Source organism: Gordonia paraffinivorans NBRC 108238, from assembly GCF_000344155.1.
GTDB classification, from domain to species: domain Bacteria; phylum Actinomycetota; class Actinomycetes; order Mycobacteriales; family Mycobacteriaceae; genus Gordonia; species Gordonia paraffinivorans.
On sequence record NZ_BAOQ01000008.1, the window covers coordinates 98390 to 115287 of the forward strand.

14 protein-coding genes are annotated in these 16898 nt (G+C 69.7%); 10 read left to right on the forward strand and 4 right to left on the reverse strand.

The genetic code is table 11. From position 1 onward, the window contains the following. The first annotated feature begins 15 nt into the window (after positions 1 to 15). Entirely contained in the window at positions 16 to 1185 is a 1170-nt protein-coding gene (locus GP2_RS04640) for an acyl-CoA dehydrogenase family protein (RefSeq protein ID WP_006899314.1), read from the forward strand. A 20-nt stretch (positions 1186 to 1205) separates the two neighbouring features. Beyond that, positions 1206 to 1832 (forward strand): TetR/AcrR family transcriptional regulator, encoded by a 627-nt coding sequence (locus GP2_RS04645; RefSeq protein ID WP_006899315.1) that lies wholly within the window; start codon positions 1206 to 1208, stop codon positions 1830 to 1832. A gap of 191 nt (positions 1833 to 2023) precedes the next feature. On the opposite strand, the gene GP2_RS04650 is transcribed toward GP2_RS04645, so the two are convergent. After that, positions 2024 to 2638, reverse strand: a complete 615-nt coding sequence (locus tag GP2_RS04650) for a Pr6Pr family membrane protein (RefSeq protein ID WP_040526398.1) — start codon at positions 2636 to 2638, stop codon at positions 2024 to 2026. A gap of 110 nt (positions 2639 to 2748) precedes the next feature. On the opposite strand from GP2_RS04650, the gene GP2_RS04655 reads away from it, so the two are divergent. Continuing rightward, on the forward strand, positions 2749 to 4953 hold the full coding sequence (locus GP2_RS04655; protein WP_006899317.1) for an FUSC family protein: 2205 nt from the start codon (positions 2749 to 2751) through the stop codon (positions 4951 to 4953). A gap of 43 nt (positions 4954 to 4996) precedes the next feature. Here the strand turns inward: GP2_RS04655 and GP2_RS04660 are convergent, their stop codons facing one another. Together GP2_RS04660 and GP2_RS04665 are read right to left on the reverse strand one after the other, a co-directional pair. Continuing rightward, positions 4997 to 6115, reverse strand: a complete 1119-nt coding sequence (locus tag GP2_RS04660; protein ID WP_006899318.1) for an NDMA-dependent alcohol dehydrogenase — start codon at positions 6113 to 6115, stop codon at positions 4997 to 4999. A gap of 42 nt (positions 6116 to 6157) precedes the next feature. Beyond that, complete coding sequence (locus tag GP2_RS04665; RefSeq protein WP_006899319.1) at positions 6158 to 7654, reverse strand: aldehyde dehydrogenase family protein; 1497 nt, start codon at positions 7652 to 7654, stop codon at positions 6158 to 6160. A gap of 247 nt (positions 7655 to 7901) precedes the next feature. Here GP2_RS04665 and GP2_RS04670 point away from each other — a divergent pair, with 247 nt between their 5' ends. Further along, positions 7902 to 9062 carry an HPP family protein gene (locus GP2_RS04670; RefSeq protein ID WP_006899320.1) on the forward strand — a complete coding sequence of 387 codons (1161 nt, stop codon included), beginning with the start codon at positions 7902 to 7904 and terminating at the stop codon, positions 9060 to 9062. Between the two features lie 25 nt (positions 9063 to 9087). Here the strand turns inward: GP2_RS04670 and GP2_RS04675 are convergent, their stop codons facing one another. After that, a complete protein-coding gene (locus GP2_RS04675; RefSeq protein WP_006899321.1) occupies positions 9088 to 10758 on the reverse strand; it encodes a sigma-54-dependent Fis family transcriptional regulator in 1671 nt (556 codons plus the stop codon). Between the two features lie 69 nt (positions 10759 to 10827). Between GP2_RS04675 and GP2_RS04680 the strand changes: the two genes are divergently transcribed. From GP2_RS04680 to fusA, 6 genes are all read left to right on the forward strand, one after another. After that, a complete protein-coding gene (locus tag GP2_RS04680) occupies positions 10828 to 11703 on the forward strand; it encodes an exodeoxyribonuclease III (RefSeq protein ID WP_040526400.1) in 876 nt (291 codons plus the stop codon). 161 nt (positions 11704 to 11864) lie between these two features. Further along, positions 11865 to 12464, forward strand: a complete 600-nt coding sequence (locus GP2_RS04685; protein WP_006899323.1) for a DUF8020 domain-containing protein — start codon at positions 11865 to 11867, stop codon at positions 12462 to 12464. 95 nt (positions 12465 to 12559) lie between these two features. Beyond that, positions 12560 to 13324, forward strand: coding sequence for a hypothetical protein (locus GP2_RS04690; RefSeq protein WP_230824839.1), 765 nt, complete (start codon positions 12560 to 12562; stop codon positions 13322 to 13324). Between the two features lie 459 nt (positions 13325 to 13783). Then, positions 13784 to 14155, forward strand: a complete 372-nt coding sequence (gene rpsL / locus GP2_RS04695) for a 30S ribosomal protein S12 (protein WP_006899325.1) — start codon at positions 13784 to 13786, stop codon at positions 14153 to 14155. 5 nt (positions 14156 to 14160) lie between these two features. Beyond that, positions 14161 to 14631 carry a 30S ribosomal protein S7 gene (rpsG, locus tag GP2_RS04700; protein WP_006899326.1) on the forward strand — a complete coding sequence of 157 codons (471 nt, stop codon included), beginning with the start codon at positions 14161 to 14163 and terminating at the stop codon, positions 14629 to 14631. 104 nt (positions 14632 to 14735) lie between these two features. Continuing rightward, the gene (gene fusA / locus GP2_RS04705; RefSeq protein WP_006899327.1) at positions 14736 to 16841 is read left to right on the forward strand and encodes an elongation factor G; all 2106 of its coding nucleotides are present in this window, start codon (positions 14736 to 14738) and stop codon (positions 16839 to 16841) included. The last annotated feature ends 57 nt before the right edge of the window (positions 16842 to 16898 follow it).

Here is a 16898-nt window from a genome sequence, read left to right on the forward strand (position 1 = left end):
AGGACATCACAGCTCATGACTGCTCCCAACCCCTTCGTCGAGACCCAGGAACGCGCCGAACTGCGCGCCGCGGTCGCCGGCCTGGCCGCCAAGTACGGCACGGACTACTTCCAGACGTGTGCCCGTGAGGGACGCAAGACCGACGAGCTCTGGCAGGAGGCGGGCAAGCTCGGCTTCATCGGCGTCAACCTCCCCGAGGAGTACGGCGGCGGCGGTGCCGGCATGTACGAGCTCTCCATCGTCATGGAGGAACTCGCCGCCACCGGAACCGGCCTGCTCATGCTGGTCGTGTCGCCGGCCATCTGCGGCAACATCATCGCGCGCTTCGGCACCGACGAGCAGAAGCAGCGGTGGCTGCCGGGTCTCGCCGACGGCTCGATCACGATGGCCTTCGGCATCACCGAGCCCGACGCCGGCTCCAACTCGCACAACATCACCACCACCGCCCGCCGCGACGGCTCGGACTGGCTGCTGTCGGGCCAGAAGGTCTTCATCTCCGGCGTCGACCAGGCCGACGCCGTGCTGATCGTCTCCCGCACCGAGGACGCCAAGACCGGCAAGCTCAAGCCGGCGCTGTTCATCGTGCCGACCGACGCGGAGAACTTCACCTACACCATGATCGACATGGAGCTGGTGAACCCGGAGAAGCAGTTCCAGCTCTTCCTCGACGACGTCCGGCTGCCCGCCGACGCACTCGTCGGCGACGAGGGCGCCGCGCTGAGCCAGCTGTTCGCCGGCCTGAACCCGGAGCGGATCATGGCCGCGGCATCGGCCATCGGCATGGGGCGCTTCGCGCTGGGCAAGGCCGTCGAGTACGTCAACAGCCGCCAGGTGTGGAAGTCCCCGATCGGCGCGCACCAGGCCATCGCACATCCGCTGGCGCAGGGCAAGATCGAGCTCGAGATGGCCAAGCTGATGATGCAGAAGGCCGCGACGCTCTACGACGCGGGCGACGACTGGGGCGCCGCCGAGCCGGCAAACATGGCGAAGTACGCCGCCGCCGAGGCCGCGAAGAACATCGTCGACCACGCCGTGCACTCGATGGGCGGCAACGGCCTGACGACCGAGTACGGCATGGCGCCGCTGCTGAGCCTCGTGCGCATCGCGCGCGTGGCCCCGGTCAGCCGCGAGATGATCCTCAACTTCGTCGCGCAGACCAGCCTCGGGCTGCCCAAGTCGTACTGAGGCAGGATCGAGGAGCATCGGTGACAGTCGCCTCGAACTCCCGTGAGCCGCAGCAGGAACGTTCACGCCGGACGCGCGAACGCCTGCTGCGGTCCACGATCGACGCGCTCGCCGCGGACGGCTGGTCCGCGGCCACCGTCGCCGCGGTCGCCGAGCGTGCCGGGGTCTCGAGAGGTGCTGCCCAGCATCATTTCCCGACACGGGAGGCGCTGATCACCGCAGCCCTGGAGCAGGTCTTCGACGACCTGACCGCGGCGTCGGACAGCGAGATCGCCGGCCCGGACGAGCCGATGAGCTCGGCCCGGGTGCTGGCGGCGGTCCGGCGGATCGTGGATGTCTACACCGGGACGGAATTCAAGGCCGCCCTCCAGGTCTGGGCGGCGGCCGCGTCCGATCCCGCCCTGCGCAAGCTGATCCTGCCGCTCGAGGCGAAGTTCGCCCGCGCGGCGCACCAGCGGACCATGGCGGCGATGGGGGTGTCGCCCGACGACGAGAAGGGCTTCCGGCTCGTGCAGGCCACCCTCGACTTCGCGCGCGGCCTCGGTCTGGCCGACACCCTGACCGACGACTCGGCGCGTCGCGCACTGGTCGTCGACACCTGGTGCGAACAGCTCGCGGTCGCCCTGGGGGTGGACGAGGCCGCGTGACCTTTCCCGAGGGTCACGACGGTCGAGCGAGTCCGTTGAGCACCGCCACGACCGGCAACAGGATCGCCCGCGCTCGTCCACTCGTCCGGGTGCCCGCGTTCGCCGCGACACCGCTTCGGATCGGCGACACCAATCGGGGTCGCCGATCCGGAATGGTGTCGCGGGCGACGTGAATCGGTGCCGACGAGCCGTCAGTCGCCCGCCGGTTCCCGCGTCCGGCCGAACGTCCCGGCCCAGTACACGCCGAAGGACATGAAGGCCATGCCGACGAAGACGACGATCAGCGAGATCGTCATCGAGACGTAGCCCTGCTCCCGCGGGTCGATGAAGGGGTACGGGTACCAGTCGACGAACGGGCCCCGGATGAGGGTGTAGACGCCGTAGACGAGTGGGATCGCCAGCCACGTCAGCCAGCTGCGCGGGGGCAGCCGGCGTGCCCGCACCACGACCCAGTCCACCAGTATCACCAGCGGGATGATGCGGTGCAGGACGTCGTTGACCCAGCTGTAGGTGACGTCCACGTCGACGTCGCTGAGCAACAGCGCGTACACGATCCCGGTGATCACCATGCAGGTGGTGACCGCGCCGCGGAACCACTCCCAGCCCGGCGAGGTCGGTGCGAACAGCCCGCCGACGAGCAGCACGATCGCGGCCGCGATGTTGCTGAGCACCGTGAAGTAGCCGAAGAAGTTGCCGAGCGAGAAATCGGCGTCGCCCCACCGGACCATCACCTGGTAGACCAGGGCCGCGGTGCCGAGGGCGGCGAAGGCGATGCGGAGAATGCGGATCCACCAGGTCGCTGTCACACCGAGATTCAAGCACCCGGTGATCCGCCGCAGACGCCGCCTCGCCGGACTGGCACGAACACGCCCCTGCGCACATGTGCGGACGGCGGGGTTGATGCGAAAATTCCGGAATGGCCCCGCCCTTCGCGCTGACCGCACTGCTCACGACCCACGATCCGGGGGCGGCACGCCTGCGAAAGGCCGCCCGCGGCGCATCGGCCATGGCGATCGGCGCGCTTCTCGTCGTCGCGATCCGCACGGTGGTCGACGTCCCGGCCGCGGCGGAACTGTCGGCGGGGTTCCTGTCGCTGTGGGCGACGGTCGGGGCGGTCAAGGACGCCACCTCCCGTGCCCGGATCATCACGACCGTCGCACTGCTGATCCCCGGTTTCGCGGCGGCGCTGATCGCGTGCCTGCTGCGCGACCTGACGGTGGCGCGCGCGGTGGCCTTCGTGGCCATCGCCGGGCTCGCCGCGTGGTCGACGCGATTCGGGCCGCGCGGCAGCGCCCTCTCCTTCTTCGGGTTCTTCGTCTTCTTCTTCGCGGTGGTGATGAAGGCGGACCTGCACGCCCTGCCGGTGTTGTGCGGGCTGGTGGTGATCGCGGTGGCGACCGCGCTCTTCGTCCGGCTGGTCCTCATCCCGGACCGTCCGGGTCGGGAACTCGAGAGTCTGATACGGGGCATGCGTGTCTGCGCCGACGACCTGCTCCGGGTCGCGGTCGAGGCAGGGCACGCCGACGCGGCGGAAGACCGGGACCGCCTGGCGGGGGCCGTCACCCGGCTGTCGGCGGCCGCGAGCGAGATCGCGGACTGGCAGAAGGACTACGACACCGCGTTGTACGCCGATGCCGACGCGGAGGCGCTGTCGCGGCGCGTCGCGATGCTGCATCTGTCCTGCGAGCAGGCGGCCTTCCTGGTCGCCGAACGCGGCGGCGACCGACACGTCGCCGCGGCCGTGTCGCTGGTCCGGGAGTTCCTGCGGTCCGAGACGCGACCGCCCGTCCTCGAACAGGACGAGGCGTTCACCGACGGTGATCCGACCATCGCGACGCTCGGCGTCGTCGCCTCCGCGACCGCCGAACTCCGGGCGATCGAGATCCATCGGCGGAAGAAACCCGAGACTCCGCCGGCACCCGGGCCCACACCGGCGTCGCGGCCGCCCACCGGTCCGCCCGCCGCGGGAGAGTCCACGGCACGCTCGAACCCCGGGGCCGAGTCGAAACCCGCCGCGAAGCCCGCCCGGCCCGACACCACGCGCTTCGCGCTGCAGGTGGTGGTCGCCTGCTCGGCGGCACTGATCGTCGGGGATCTGATCTCCGCGAGCCGGTGGTACTGGGCGGTGCTCAGCGCCTTCATGGTGTTCAACGGGATGGCAACGCGCGGGGCGATTCTCACCAAGGCCGTCAAGCGAGTGCAGGGCACCGTCGTCGGGCTGCTGGTCGGCGTCGCCCTGGTCCTCCTCATCGGCGAACACCCGAACGTGCAGTACGTGATCGTCGTCTGCGCGGTGTTCTTCGCCTTCTACCTCGGTTCCGTCTCCTACACGTGGACGATCCTGTTCATCACCATCGTCCTCACCAACACCTACGACCTGCTCGGGGTCCTCAACCGCCACGTCCTCGAGTGGCGCGTCGAGGAGACCCTGTGCGGTGCGCTGGTGGGATCGGCCGCGGCGTTCTTCGTGCTGAGCACACCAACCTCGCCGGTCCTGGCCGCCAAGTTGCACGACTACTTCGACGCGCTCGTGGATCTGGCGTCGGTGGCCTTGCGCCGGACCGGGCGACCCTCACCGGGCGCCGGTGGCGGGGCGGTCCCCGATTCCGAGGCGGTCCCCGATTCCGATGCGGTGCTCGGCGCGGTGCGGGCGCTCGACGCCGCCGAGTCGGCGATCCTCGGTGCTGCGACCGCGGCTGTCTTCGCGCTCAGCCGAAGCCATCGCGCGACCCTGCGCCGGGTGCGGCCGCACCTGCGCGAGACGACCCGGGCGGCGCGCGGCCTCGCCTGGTCGGCGGTGGAGGCCGCCGGTGCCGGGACCGCCGTGCCGGAACACCGCCGAGCCGGAGCTCCCGACCCGGTGGAGGAACTGCGGGCCGCGGTCGATGCGACCGTGTCGGCCCTCGAGCACGGCGAAGTCGACGAGTCCCGCCTCCGCGAGGCTGCCACGGACCGCGAGGTCGCCACCGGCGGAGCGCCCGCCGAGCTGGGGATCGCACCGGCCGATCCGGATCCGGTCCGCCAGGCGCAGCGTGTCACCGAATCGGTGCGTCGGATGGCGGCGGCGGTCCCCGAACCCCGACGGCGGGCCCGGGAACGCAGAACGCCCGCCGCGAGGTGAGACCTCCCGGCGGGCGTGCGACAGCTGCGAGACAGCGGGTGGGTCAGCTGTCGTGGATGATGACGCCGCGCAGGTTCTTGCCGTCGCGCAGGTCCTGGTAGCCCTCGTTCACCTGATCGAGGGTGTAGGTGGTGGTGACGAGCTCGTCGAGCTTCAACTGGCCCTGGTCGTAGAGGCGCAGCAGCTTGACGATGTCGTACTGCGGGTTGGCCGAGCCGAACAGGCTGCCCTTGATCGTCTTCTGGTTCAGGGTCAGGTCGCAGCCGGACACGTGGACGGTGAGCTTGGCGGGGTCGGCGAGGCCGGTGATGACGACCGTGCCGCCCTTGCCGATGACGGCGGTCGCGTTCGAGACGACCTCCTCGTCGACGGTGCCGACCAGGATGAGCGCCTGGTCGGCGCCCTGTCCCCAGGTGAGCTCGTTGACCTTCGCGGCGGCCTCGGCCGGGTCCGCGAACGCGTGTGTCGCACCGAATTTCAGCGCGGCCTCGCGCTTCATCTGCACCGGGTCGACGACCACGATGAACTTGGCGCCGGCCGACACCGCGCCCTGCACGGCGTTGATGCCGAGACCGCCGATGCCGTAGATGACCACGGTGTCACCGGCTCGCACGCCGCCGGCGTACACCGAGGTGCCCCAGCCCGACGGGACGCCGCAACCCACCAGGACGGCTTTGTCCAGCGGAAGCCAGTCGTCGACCTTCACCACCGAGTGTTGGGAGATGGTGGCGCGCTCGGCGAACGTGCCGAGCATGCACATCGCGCCGAAATCGTCCTTGCCGGAATGGAATCGGAAGGTGCCGTCGGGCATCGAGCCCTCGAGGATGGTGGCGCCCATGTCGCACAGGTTCTGGCGGCCCGTCGAACAGTAGCGGCAGGTGCCGCAGTTGGGGATGAAGCTGCACACGACGTGGTCGCCCGGCTTCACCTTGGTCACACCGGGGCCGACGGCCTCGATGATGCCGGATCCCTCGTGACCGCCGACGATCGGATAGCGCGGCGGGAGGTCCCCGTCGGTGAGGTGGAGGTCGGAGTGGCACAGGCCGGCGGCGGTGTACTTGATCAGGACCTCACCCTCGCGGGGCTCGTCGAGATCCAGTTCGACGATCTCGAACGGCTTGCCGGGGCCGGTGAGGACGGCGGCCTTGGTGGTGAGTGTCATGCTGTGCTCCTTTGCACTTGAGGGGGCTTCGGGGGAGGGAGGTCAGAGGGCGATGTTGACGGCCTTGGTCTCGGTGTAGAGGTCGATCGCGGCGGCGCCGAGCTCGCGGCCCCACCCGGACTGCTTGAATCCGCCGAAGGGCATGGCGGTGTCGAAGCCGTTGTACTGGTTCACCCAGACCGAGCCGGCCTTGATCTGACGGGCCGTGCGGTGCGCCTTGGACAGGTCGCTGGTCCAGATCCCGGCGGCGAGGCCATAGATCGAGTCGTTGGCGGCGGCCGCGACCCCGGCGTCGGCGTCGAAGGGCATGGCCGCGACGACCGGACCGAAGATCTCCTCGCGGACGATGGAGAAGTCGGGCTCGACGTCGACGAAGACCGTCGGCTCGATGAAGAAGCCCTCGTCGCCCCAGCGCTTTCCGCCGGTGAGGGCGCGCGCGCCGTCGGCGAGACCGGCGGCCAGATAGCCCGACACCCGGTCGAACTGTTCCTGGCTGACCAGCGGTCCGAGTTCGGTGGCGGGATCGAGTCCCGGCCCGATCTTCGCCTGCGAGGCGGCCTCGGCGACGGCCGCGGTGAACTCGTCGAAGATGGGGCGCTCGACGAACAGTCGCGTCCCGGCGACGCAGCACTGGCCGTGGTTGAACATCCACGCCGCGACCGATCCGGCGACCGCCTTCTCGAAGTCGGCGTCGGCGAAGACGATGTTCGGGCTCTTGCCGCCCAACTCGAGCGACACCTTCTTGAGATTGCCCTTGGCGGCCTCGACGATCTTCTTGCCGACCTCGGTGGAGCCGGTGAAGGCGATCTTGTCGACGTCGTCGTGGGCGGCGAGCGCCGCGCCCGCGTCGCCGAAGCCGGTGACGATGTTGACCACGCCCGGCGGGAAGCCTGCCTCTTGGAAGATCTCGCCGAGCAGCAGCGCGGTGAGCGGCGTCTGCTCGGCGGGCTTGAGGATCACCGTGTTACCGGCGGCCAGCGCGGGGGCGAGCTTGAAGGCCGCCATGAGCAGCGGGAAATTCCACGGCACGATCAGTCCGCAGACGCCGACCGGCTCACGCAGGGTGTACGCGTGGAACTCGCCGCCCGGGACGAACGGCATCGACACGTCGACGGTGGTGCCGGTGATCTTGGTGGCCAGACCCGCGTTGTAGCGGAAGATGTCGGCGGACCAGGCGACGTCGACGGCGGTCGCGATGGTCGCCGCCTTGCCGTTGTCGAGGGCCTCGAGCTGGCCGAACTCGGCGGCGCGTTCGGTGAGCAGGTCGCCCACCCGCCACAGCAGCCGCTCGCGCTCGTTCGGCTTCATCCGGGTCCACGGGCCGTTGTCGAAGGCCTCGCGCGCGGCCCGGACGGCGCGGTCGACGTCGGTGGCGTCGCCGTGGGCGACCGAGGTGATCGGCCGCGCGGTGGCCGGGTCGATGGTCTCGAAGGTGCGGCCCGACGCCGACTGCACCCAGTCGCCGTCGATCAGCATGGGACGGTCGCGGGCGATGAAGTCACGAACTCTCGGGAGCAGCTCGGTGGCGACTGCGGTCATGGGAACCTCCATCTCGAACGTGGCGAGATCACCGGCCCGCCGGAGTCCTGCTCGGGGCCATAGGTGATCTGGGTCATATGTGACCTGAACCATTTCTCTCACCGATCGAGAGCGCCGCCATGTCCAGAAACTGAACACCGGACCTGGACAGCGCGGGGTGCGGGAGGGCACGCCCCGAGCGGGGGCTAGCCTCTCTCCTCGGTCGGGCGGCGTCCGCCGCCCGACCGAGGACGCGGAAAGGTGACCGATGGCACGGCCCGCGTCCACGTCCTCCGCCAGGCTGTCAGGCGCCCTGCGCTCGCTGGGGCCGTCGTCCGCGGCGGTCACCGCGCGCGAGGCACTGCGCGCCGGCCTGGGCTCCGCCGTCGGTCTCGGTCTGATCGGACTGGTGTTGGCGTCGTCGGGCATCGACTCGCGAACCTGCCTCTTTCTCATCGCGCCGTTCGGGGCGACGGCGGTCCTGCTGTTCGCCGCGCCCAACAGCCCGCTCGCGCAGCCGTGGCCGGCCGTCGTCGGGAACACGGTCTCGGCGTCGGCCGCAGTCGCCGTCACCCTGCTCGTGTCGCCGGCGCCGGTGCGTGTCCCGTTGGCCGTGGGCGTTGCGGTGATCGCGATGATCGTCTGCCGGGCCGTGCACCCGCCCGGTGGCGCCGTCGCCATGACCGCGGCCCTGAGCCCGGAGCTGGTGCACGCGCTCGGGTTCCGATTCGCCCTGGCTCCCGTCGCGGTGGGGACGATCGGTCTCGTCGCGCTCGCCGCGGTGTACGCCCGCGTCACCGGACGCCGCTACCCTTATCGGCGGTTCGACGACGCGCCCTCGGTCGGCGCCCGGATCGGCCTCGACGAGGGCGAACTCACCGAGATCCTCAACCGGTACAAGCAGTCCCTGAACCTCGGGGTCGCCGACCTCGCTCGCCTGGTCAGCGCGGCCGAACTCCAGGCGGCCGGACATCGTGCCGGCCCGCTGGTCGCAAGCGACTTCATGTCCGTGGATCTCGTGACGGTCGCGCCGGGCTCCACGGTCGGCGAGCTGGCGCAGATGTTCGACACACACCGCTTCACCGCGCTGCCGGTGGTGACGCGAAACGGTCGTTTCCTCGGCGTGGTGTTCCAGATCCATCTGGTCTCCCGTCTCCGGGGAGGCGGTCCCGGACGTGGGCCGGACCGCGTGTTCGGACGGCTGTTCCGTCGCGACGGCAGTTCCCTGACCGCGGCGGATGTCATGGACACCACGCTGCCCATCGCGGCGCCCGACGCCCCGGTCGCGGCGCTTCTGCCGATGCTCGCCGAGAGTGGCTGCAACGCGGTGCCGGTGCTCGACGGGGACGTACTGGTCGGCATCGTCACCCAGACCGATCTGATCGCCGCACTCGCGCGGCAGACCTTCGCCGATCCGCTGGTCGATTGACGTCCGGCCCGGCCCGCGCCCGTACCTAGAGCCCGGGTGCCTGGATCCCCAGTGCGCGGATGCGCGCATACAGCGTGGTGCGGCTGATCCCGAGGTCGCGTGCGGCGCGGACCTTGTTGCCGCCGACTCGCTCGAGGGCGTCGACGATCGCGGCGCGCTCGGCCTGCTCGCGCCCGGACAGGTGGGCGGCCCGGCTGGTGGTGCGGTGGTCCGCGGGGAGGTCGGTGGTCTCGACGACGCGCGCCATGCGCGTCCGGCAGGCGGTGGCGGCCTCGCGGAGGACCGCCACGAGCTCGCTGAAGTTGCCCGGCCAGTCCTGGCTGAGGAGCGCGTCGGTCGCCGATCCCGACAACGTGAGGTCGGGATCGATGTCGGCGAGGATGCCGCTGGCGATCGCCGCCAGCTCGGAGGTCCGGTGGCGCAGCGGCAAGGGGTCGACGCGGGTGGCGCACCGGCCGAGCAGCGCGGCGACCGCGGGGGTGGCCTGCGCGCGTGGGCCGCTGACGACGATGAGCGGCGACGAGGTCGGCGCCGAGACCGTGGCCCGGGTCAGCAACGCCAGGGACCGGTCGTCGAGCAGGTCCACCCCGTCGACGATCAGCGGGACCCCGGCCGACCGCGCGCCGGCGACGGCGGCCGCGACGTCGGGGGTGCGGCCGGCGATCAGCTCGTCGGCCACGTCGAGGAGGGCCGGACCGACGCCGGGGGCCGCGTCGGCGGCGAGAGCACGTGCCGTGGTGGTGCGTCCGGTGCCGGGTTCGCCCGACACCGCGATGCTCGTCGGCGACGGCACCCGGACTCCGGGCGTGGGCGGGCTCGGCGGGGAGACGACGGGGCGGAAGCGGAAGAGGGCCGCGCCGCGGGTTCCGGCCACCGGCTCGACCGCGACCTCGATCTCGGCTCCCGACACCAGGGTCAGTGGGAGCGTCGTCGCGCGCAGCGCGGGGTCGGTGGCGAGGACGCGAAACGCCCCGATGTCGGTCGGGGAGAGGAGTTCGGCGGCGAGGGCATTGGTGAGCTGCAGGTCGTCGCCGATCGCGGCGACCGCGAGGTCACGGCGGCCGGCCGCGCGTTGGAAGGCGTCGAGGACCCGGCGCTGATGCGCCCTCGACCGGTCGAGGAGGCGGTCGGCGATGTCGGCGACGATGCCGTCGACGAGCGGAACCGCCAGCGGGTTGATGCGCTCCGCGATCTCCGACATGCAGATGATCCCGGCGAGCCGCCGCGTCGCCGGATGGATGATCGGCCGCCCGTAGCAGCTGATCGAGCGCAGCTGCTCCAAGTAGTGCTCGCTGCTGTTGACGACGACCCCGCCGCGGATCTCGGCGGGGGTGCCCAGCGCAGTGGTGCCGACGACGTCCTCGCCGAGCGGCACCCCGGGCGCGACCCCGATCGCGTCGAGGCGGCGCTCGACCGAGGTCCCGAAGGCGACGCGCGAGACCATCCGGCACTCGTGGTCGACGAGCAACAACGAGACGTCGGTGTCGGAGAGCCGGGCGGCCGCGTCGTCGAGGATCGGGCGCGCCGCGTCGAGCAGCGGGTCGGCGGAGTCGATGTCGTGGACGCGCTCGGGCACCGCGTCGTCTGGTCGCACGCCGGACATGGCCGAGCGCCGCCACGAGTGCTCGATGACCTGGCGTCGTGGCGTCCGATCGGGGCGCAGTGAGACGGTGTCGATGAGACAAACGTGGCACACATCACCGGCGAAGAAAAGGGCCGTCGGTCGGTGTCCGGGTCGGTCGGTGTGTCGTACTACCGTGGGCGCATGCGCGTGGCGACCTGGAATGTGAACTCGGTCAAGCAGCGGATTCCGCGTCTGCTGCCCTGGCTCGACGAGCGGCGTCCGGACGTGGTCTGTCTGCAGGAGACCAAGCTCTCCGACGCCGCGTTCGACGAGGTGCTCGGCGCCGACCTGGCCGAGCGCGGCTACGAGGTCGCGCATGTGGGGCAGGGGCAGTGGAACGGCGTGGCACTGCTGTCGCGCGTCGGGCTCGACGACGTGCAGGTCGGCTTCGACGGGATGCCCGGCTACCCCGACCCCGACACCCTGGAGGCGCGCGCGGTCTCCGCGGTCTGCGGCGGGTTGCGCATCTACTCGCTGTACGTGCCCAACGGCCGGACCCCCGACGACGACCACTACCACTACAAGCTCGAGTGGCTCGAGTCGCTCGCCCGGGCGGTCGCCGATCCGTCGACGACGCTGCTCTGCGGCGACATGAACATCGCCCCCGCCGACACCGACGTCTTCGATCCGGAGGCCTTCGTCGGGCACACCCACGTCACCCCGCCCGAGCGGGCCGCGCTTGCCCGCTTCGAGTCCCTGGGCATGCGCGACGTCGTGCGCGAGCGGTGGCCCTCCGAGCGGGTCTACACCTACTGGGACTACCGCGCCGGGATGTTCCACAAGGATCTCGGCATGCGGATCGACCTGATCCTCGCCGGCGACCAGGTGGCCGGCCGCGTCCAGGCGGCGTGGGTCGATCGCAAGGCGCGCAAGGGCACCAAGCCCAGCGACCACGCGCCGGTCGTCGTCGACCTCGACGAGGCGCCCGACGGCGACATCGGCCCGGTCGTGCCGCCGCCGTCGAACCCGGCGAAACCCGGCGCGACGAAGGTGAAGCTGCCGCAGACCCCGGAGTGATCTACGTCATTCGATGTCAAATGCGCTGCGGTGCAAGCTCTTTCGCCGAGCTGTCGGGCCGATTCGCCTGTTGGGACGATTGTGGTGGGGTGTCTCTTCCCGGATAGGATCACCGGGCCCGCGCGGCGGGCGAATGATCCTCCAGGGAAAGAGAAGAGAACATGAAGCACCTCAGGGCAGGGATCATGGCGCTGGCCATGATGGGTGCAGTACTCGTGGCAGTGCCGGTCGCGACCGCGCACGCAGCACCGGCGGTGACTGCATTGCCGACCGTGTCGGCGGCACTCGCCGACGACAACACCAGCGTCATCGTGGACGTGCGCGGGGGGACCGTCGCGGTGACGCCCACTGCGCTGCAGATCCTCGACGGCCGCGGTCGGACGGTCACCTCGATGCCGCTGTCGGGGCAGATGGACGGGTTCACGATCCCGCTGCGCGCCGCCGTCGGCGCCGACCGCACACGGGTCGCGCTGACCCCGACCGTTCCCGCGGACTACCGGGCCCTGCTCGATGCCGCGGCGAAGAAGGACGCCGCCAAGCCGCTGACCAAGGCGCAGCGCTACGACATCATGTGGCAGGAGCTGAACAAGGGCTGGCGCGGCAACACCCCGCTCTACACGTTGATCGGCGGCCTCGTCGGGTTCATCGTGTTCGGCTGGATCGGCGCGGGCGTCGGTGCGTTCATCGGCGCGTACATCGGCTACGGCGAGACCAACCCGAAGGCATGGCCCTCGGTGGTCGCCTGGTTCAACACCCCGTAGACCTCTACGGATCGGCTCACGTCGCACCACGCCCCCTGCCGGATTCGCCCGGTCCAGGGGGCGTGCTGCCACTCGGGTCGCGGATACTCGTCGGTGTGATCCGCCGGCGAGTGCTGATCGGTCTGGGGAAGACCTACGGACTCTTCCTCGGTGTGGTGCTGACGGCCGCCCGCCGTCTCGGTGCCTCCCGCCTGCCCGCCGGGCCGGCCCCGACCCTCGGCGTGCTGGTCGCCTCCCATGTCGCGCTCGTGGGGATCTGGCTCGGGCCCGTGGGTCCGGCGGTCGTCGCGGCGGCGGGAATCGGTGCCGCGGCGCTCGCGAGGTCGCGGCTACGGCATCGGCCGCTCTCCGGCGCCGAGCGGCGCCTGGCCGAGCGGGTCTTCGGCCCGGCCGACTGGTTCGACGACGTCGTCCTCACCGACCTGCCCGGTCGCGGTGGGAGGGCGTTCGTGGTCCCCGGCGCCGACGGCCGGACCTATGTCAACCTCGGCGCCCGAATCGACGCGACGCTCGAGCCCGGAGGGTCGGCCTATCCTGCTCCGGGCCAGCTCCTCGTCCACGAGCTCGTCCATGCGTGGCAGGTGGCCCACGCGCGCTCGGCGGCGTCCTATCTCGGCGACGCGATGGCCGTGCAGGTCCGCGGCGAACTCGGCGAGGACGTCTACCGGCTCCGGGAGACGGGTGATGCTCACCACCCGTGGGCGGACCTCGACATGGAGCGGCAGGCGACGATCGTCGACCGGTGGTTCGGCGGCCAGTACTCGCCGGCCGGGCTGCCGTGTGATCCCGACAGTCCTTATGCGGCACTGACCGCGCAGGTCCGGGCGGGTGGCACCGCCGACGCGGGTGGGTCCGGGTAACGGCTTGGCCGAAGTCTCGACGCGGCGGCCCCCGGAGTGCGAGCATGGTTGGGGTAATGCCAGTTCACAGCGTCGTCGGACCTCAGCGCACACGACCTGCTCACCTGCAGGTCGCGCACGGGATCCGTTTTTTGACCTGTGTAAACCCGATCGGTAGAGTGGATCGTCGGTGCCCGGCCCATGCCGGGCCAGTCCGCATGCCCGGCCGACGGTTCACGCGCCGGTCCGCGAGATCCCCCGGGGTCTCACGGCAGGGCGGCGACGCGGGCTGACAGAGCGAATCCGCTGTCGAGTGTATGACACGCCCGACCTCGGGGTAGCGAAATTGTACTGACCAGCGTGAACTCGCTGGTGGGGCGAGTTGTGGAAGCCCGTGAGGGACCCGGCCACGAGCCGGGACCGGAACGGACTTGCCCGGAGCACCAACCACAACCGACAAGAAGAGGGAATGACAACCTAGTGCCAACCATCAATCAGCTGGTCCGCAAGGGCCGTCACGACAAGGCCGCGAAGACCAAGACCGCGGCCCTCAAGGGAAGCCCGCAGCGTCGCGGCGTGTGCACCCGCGTGTACACCACCACCCCGAAGAAGCCGAACTCCGCGCTGCGCAAGGTCGCCCGCGTGCGCCTGACCAGCTCGGTGGAGGTCACCGCCTACATCCCCGGTGAGGGTCACAACCTGCAGGAGCACTCGATGGTGCTCGTCCGCGGTGGTCGTGTGAAGGACCTCCCGGGTGTTCGCTACAAGATCATCCGCGGCTCGCTCGACACCCAGGGTGTCAAGGACCGCAAGCAGGCCCGCAGCCGTTACGGCGCGAAGAAGGGGAGCTGACAGAAATGCCACGTAAAGGACCCGCGCCCAAGCGCCCCCTGATCAACGACCCCGTCTACGGTTCGCCGCTGGTCACCCAGCTCGTGAACAAGGTTCTGCTGGACGGTAAGAAGTCGACCGCCGAGCGCATCGTCTACGGCGCGCTCGAGCAGGCCCGCGAGAAGACCGGCACCGATCCGGTCGTGACCCTCAAGCGTGCGCTCGACAACGTCAAGCCCACCCTCGAGGTCAAGAGCCGTCGCGTCGGTGGCGCGACCTACCAGGTGCCGATCGAGGTCAAGCCGGGCCGCGCCAACACGCTCGCGCTCCGCTGGCTCGTCACCTTCAGCCGTCAGCGTCGTGAGAAGACCATGGTCGAGCGTCTGGCCAACGAGCTCCTCGACGCCTCGAACGGCCTCGGTGCTTCGGTGAAGCGCCGCGAGGACACCCACAAGATGGCCGAGGCCAACCGGGCGTTCGCGCACTACCGCTGGTGACACTTGCCGGCCGCGGAGGCCGTCGAGTTCAGACCAGAATCCCGGTCTCCGCGGCCGGAACAATCCCAGACCCAACAGCTCTAGCGAAATTGCGAGGCGATTAAGTGGCACAGGAAGTGCTCAGCGACCTGAACAAGGTGCGCAACATCGGCATCATGGCGCACATCGATGCCGGCAAGACCACCACGACCGAGCGAATCCTCTTCTACACCGGTGTCAACTACAAGATCGGTGAAACCCACGACGGTGCCTCGACCACCGACTGGATGGAGCAGGAGAAGGAGCGTGGTATCACCATCACCTCCGCGGCCGTGACCTGCTTCTGGAACAAGAACCAGATCAACATCATCGACACCCCGGGCCACGTCGACTTCACCGTCGAGGTGGAGCGCAGCCTCCGCGTCCTCGACGGGGCGGTCGCCGTGTTCGACGGCAAGGAGGGCGTCGAGCCGCAGTCCGAGCAGGTGTGGCGTCAGGCCGAGAAGTACGAGGTCCCCCGTATCTGCTTCATCAACAAGATGGACAAGCTGGGCGCGGACTTCTACTTCACCGTCCAGACCATCAAGGACCGTCTCGGCGCCAAGCCGCTGGTCCTGCAGCTCCCGATCGGTGCCGAGGACAACTTCGACGGCGTCGTCGACCTGATCGAGCAGAAGGCCATCACCTGGCGCGGCACCGTCGAGATCGGCGCCGAGCCGACCATCGAGGAGATCCCGGCCGACCTGGTCGACAAGGCCGCGGAGTACCGCGAGCAGCTCCTCGAGACCGTTGCCGAGTCGTCCGAAGAACTCATGGAGAAGTACTTCGGCGGCGAAGAGCTGACGATCGACGAGATCAAGGCGGCCATCCGCAAGCTCACCGTGAACCGCGAGGTCTACCCGGTGCTGTGTGGCTCGGCCTTCAAGAACAAGGGTGTCCAGCCGATGCTGGACGCGGTCATCGACTACCTGCCGTCCCCGCTGGACGTGCCCTCGGTTCAGGGTCACGCCGTCGGCGACGAAGAGCAGGAGATGTCGCGCAAGCCGTCCGCGGACGAGCCGTTCGCGGCCCTGGCGTTCAAGATCGCGGCTCACCCGTACTTCGGCAAGCTGACCTTCGTGCGCGTGTACTCGGGGCGCATCGACGCCGGCACCCAGGTGCTCAACGCGACCAAGGGCAAGAAGGAACGTGTCGGCAAGCTCTTCCAGATGCATGCCAACAAGGAGAACCCGGTCGACGAGGCGGTCGCGGGCCACATCTACGCGATGATCGGCCTGAAGGACACCACCACCGGTGACACCCTGTGCGATCCGAACGCGCCGATCGTGCTCGAGTCCATGACCTTCCCGGACCCGGTCATCAACGTCTCCATCGAGCCGAAGACCAAGTCGGACCAGGAGAAGCTGAGCACCGCGATCCAGAAGCTCGCCGAAGAGGACCCGACCTTCTCGGTGCAGCTCGACGAGGAGACCGGCCAGACCGTCATCGGCGGCATGGGCGAGCTCCACCTCGACATCCTCGTCGACCGCATGCGTCGCGAGTTCAAGGTCGAGGCCAACGTCGGCAAGCCGCAGGTGGCCTACCGCGAGACCATCCGCAAGACGGTCGAGAAGCACGAGTACACCCACAAGAAGCAGACCGGTGGCTCCGGCCAGTTCGCGAAGGTCGTCATCAAGCTCGAGCCCCTCGTGGACGCCGAGGACGGTGCGACCTACGAGTTCGCCAACGAGGTGACCGGTGGCCGCGTGCCGCGCGAGTACATCCCGTCGGTCGATGCGGGCGCCCAGGATGCCATGCAGTACGGTGTCCTCGCCGGTTACCCGCTGGTCAACCTGAAGGTCACCCTGCTCGACGGTCAGTACCACGACGTCGACTCGTCGGAAATGGCCTTCAAGATCGCCGGTGCGCAGGCCCTCAAGGAGGCTGCGCGCATGGCCAACCCGGTCATCCTGGAGCCGATCATGGCCGTCGAGGTCACGACTCCCGAGGATTACATGGGCGATGTCATCGGCGACCTGAACTCCCGCCGTGGCCAGATCCAGGCCATGGAGGAGCGCAGCGGCGCTCGTGTCGTGAAGGCACTGGTTCCGCTGTCGGAGATGTTCGGCTACATCGGAGACCTTCGGTCGAAGACCCAGGGCCGGGCTAACTACTCCATGGTGTTCGACTCGTACGCGGAGGTTCCCGCGAACGTGGCGAAGGAAATCATCGCGAAGGCGACCGGCGAGTAATTCGCCGGCCGGCACAAGCGAACGCGCTGGCACCACACGCGGGCGCATCAACGTAAA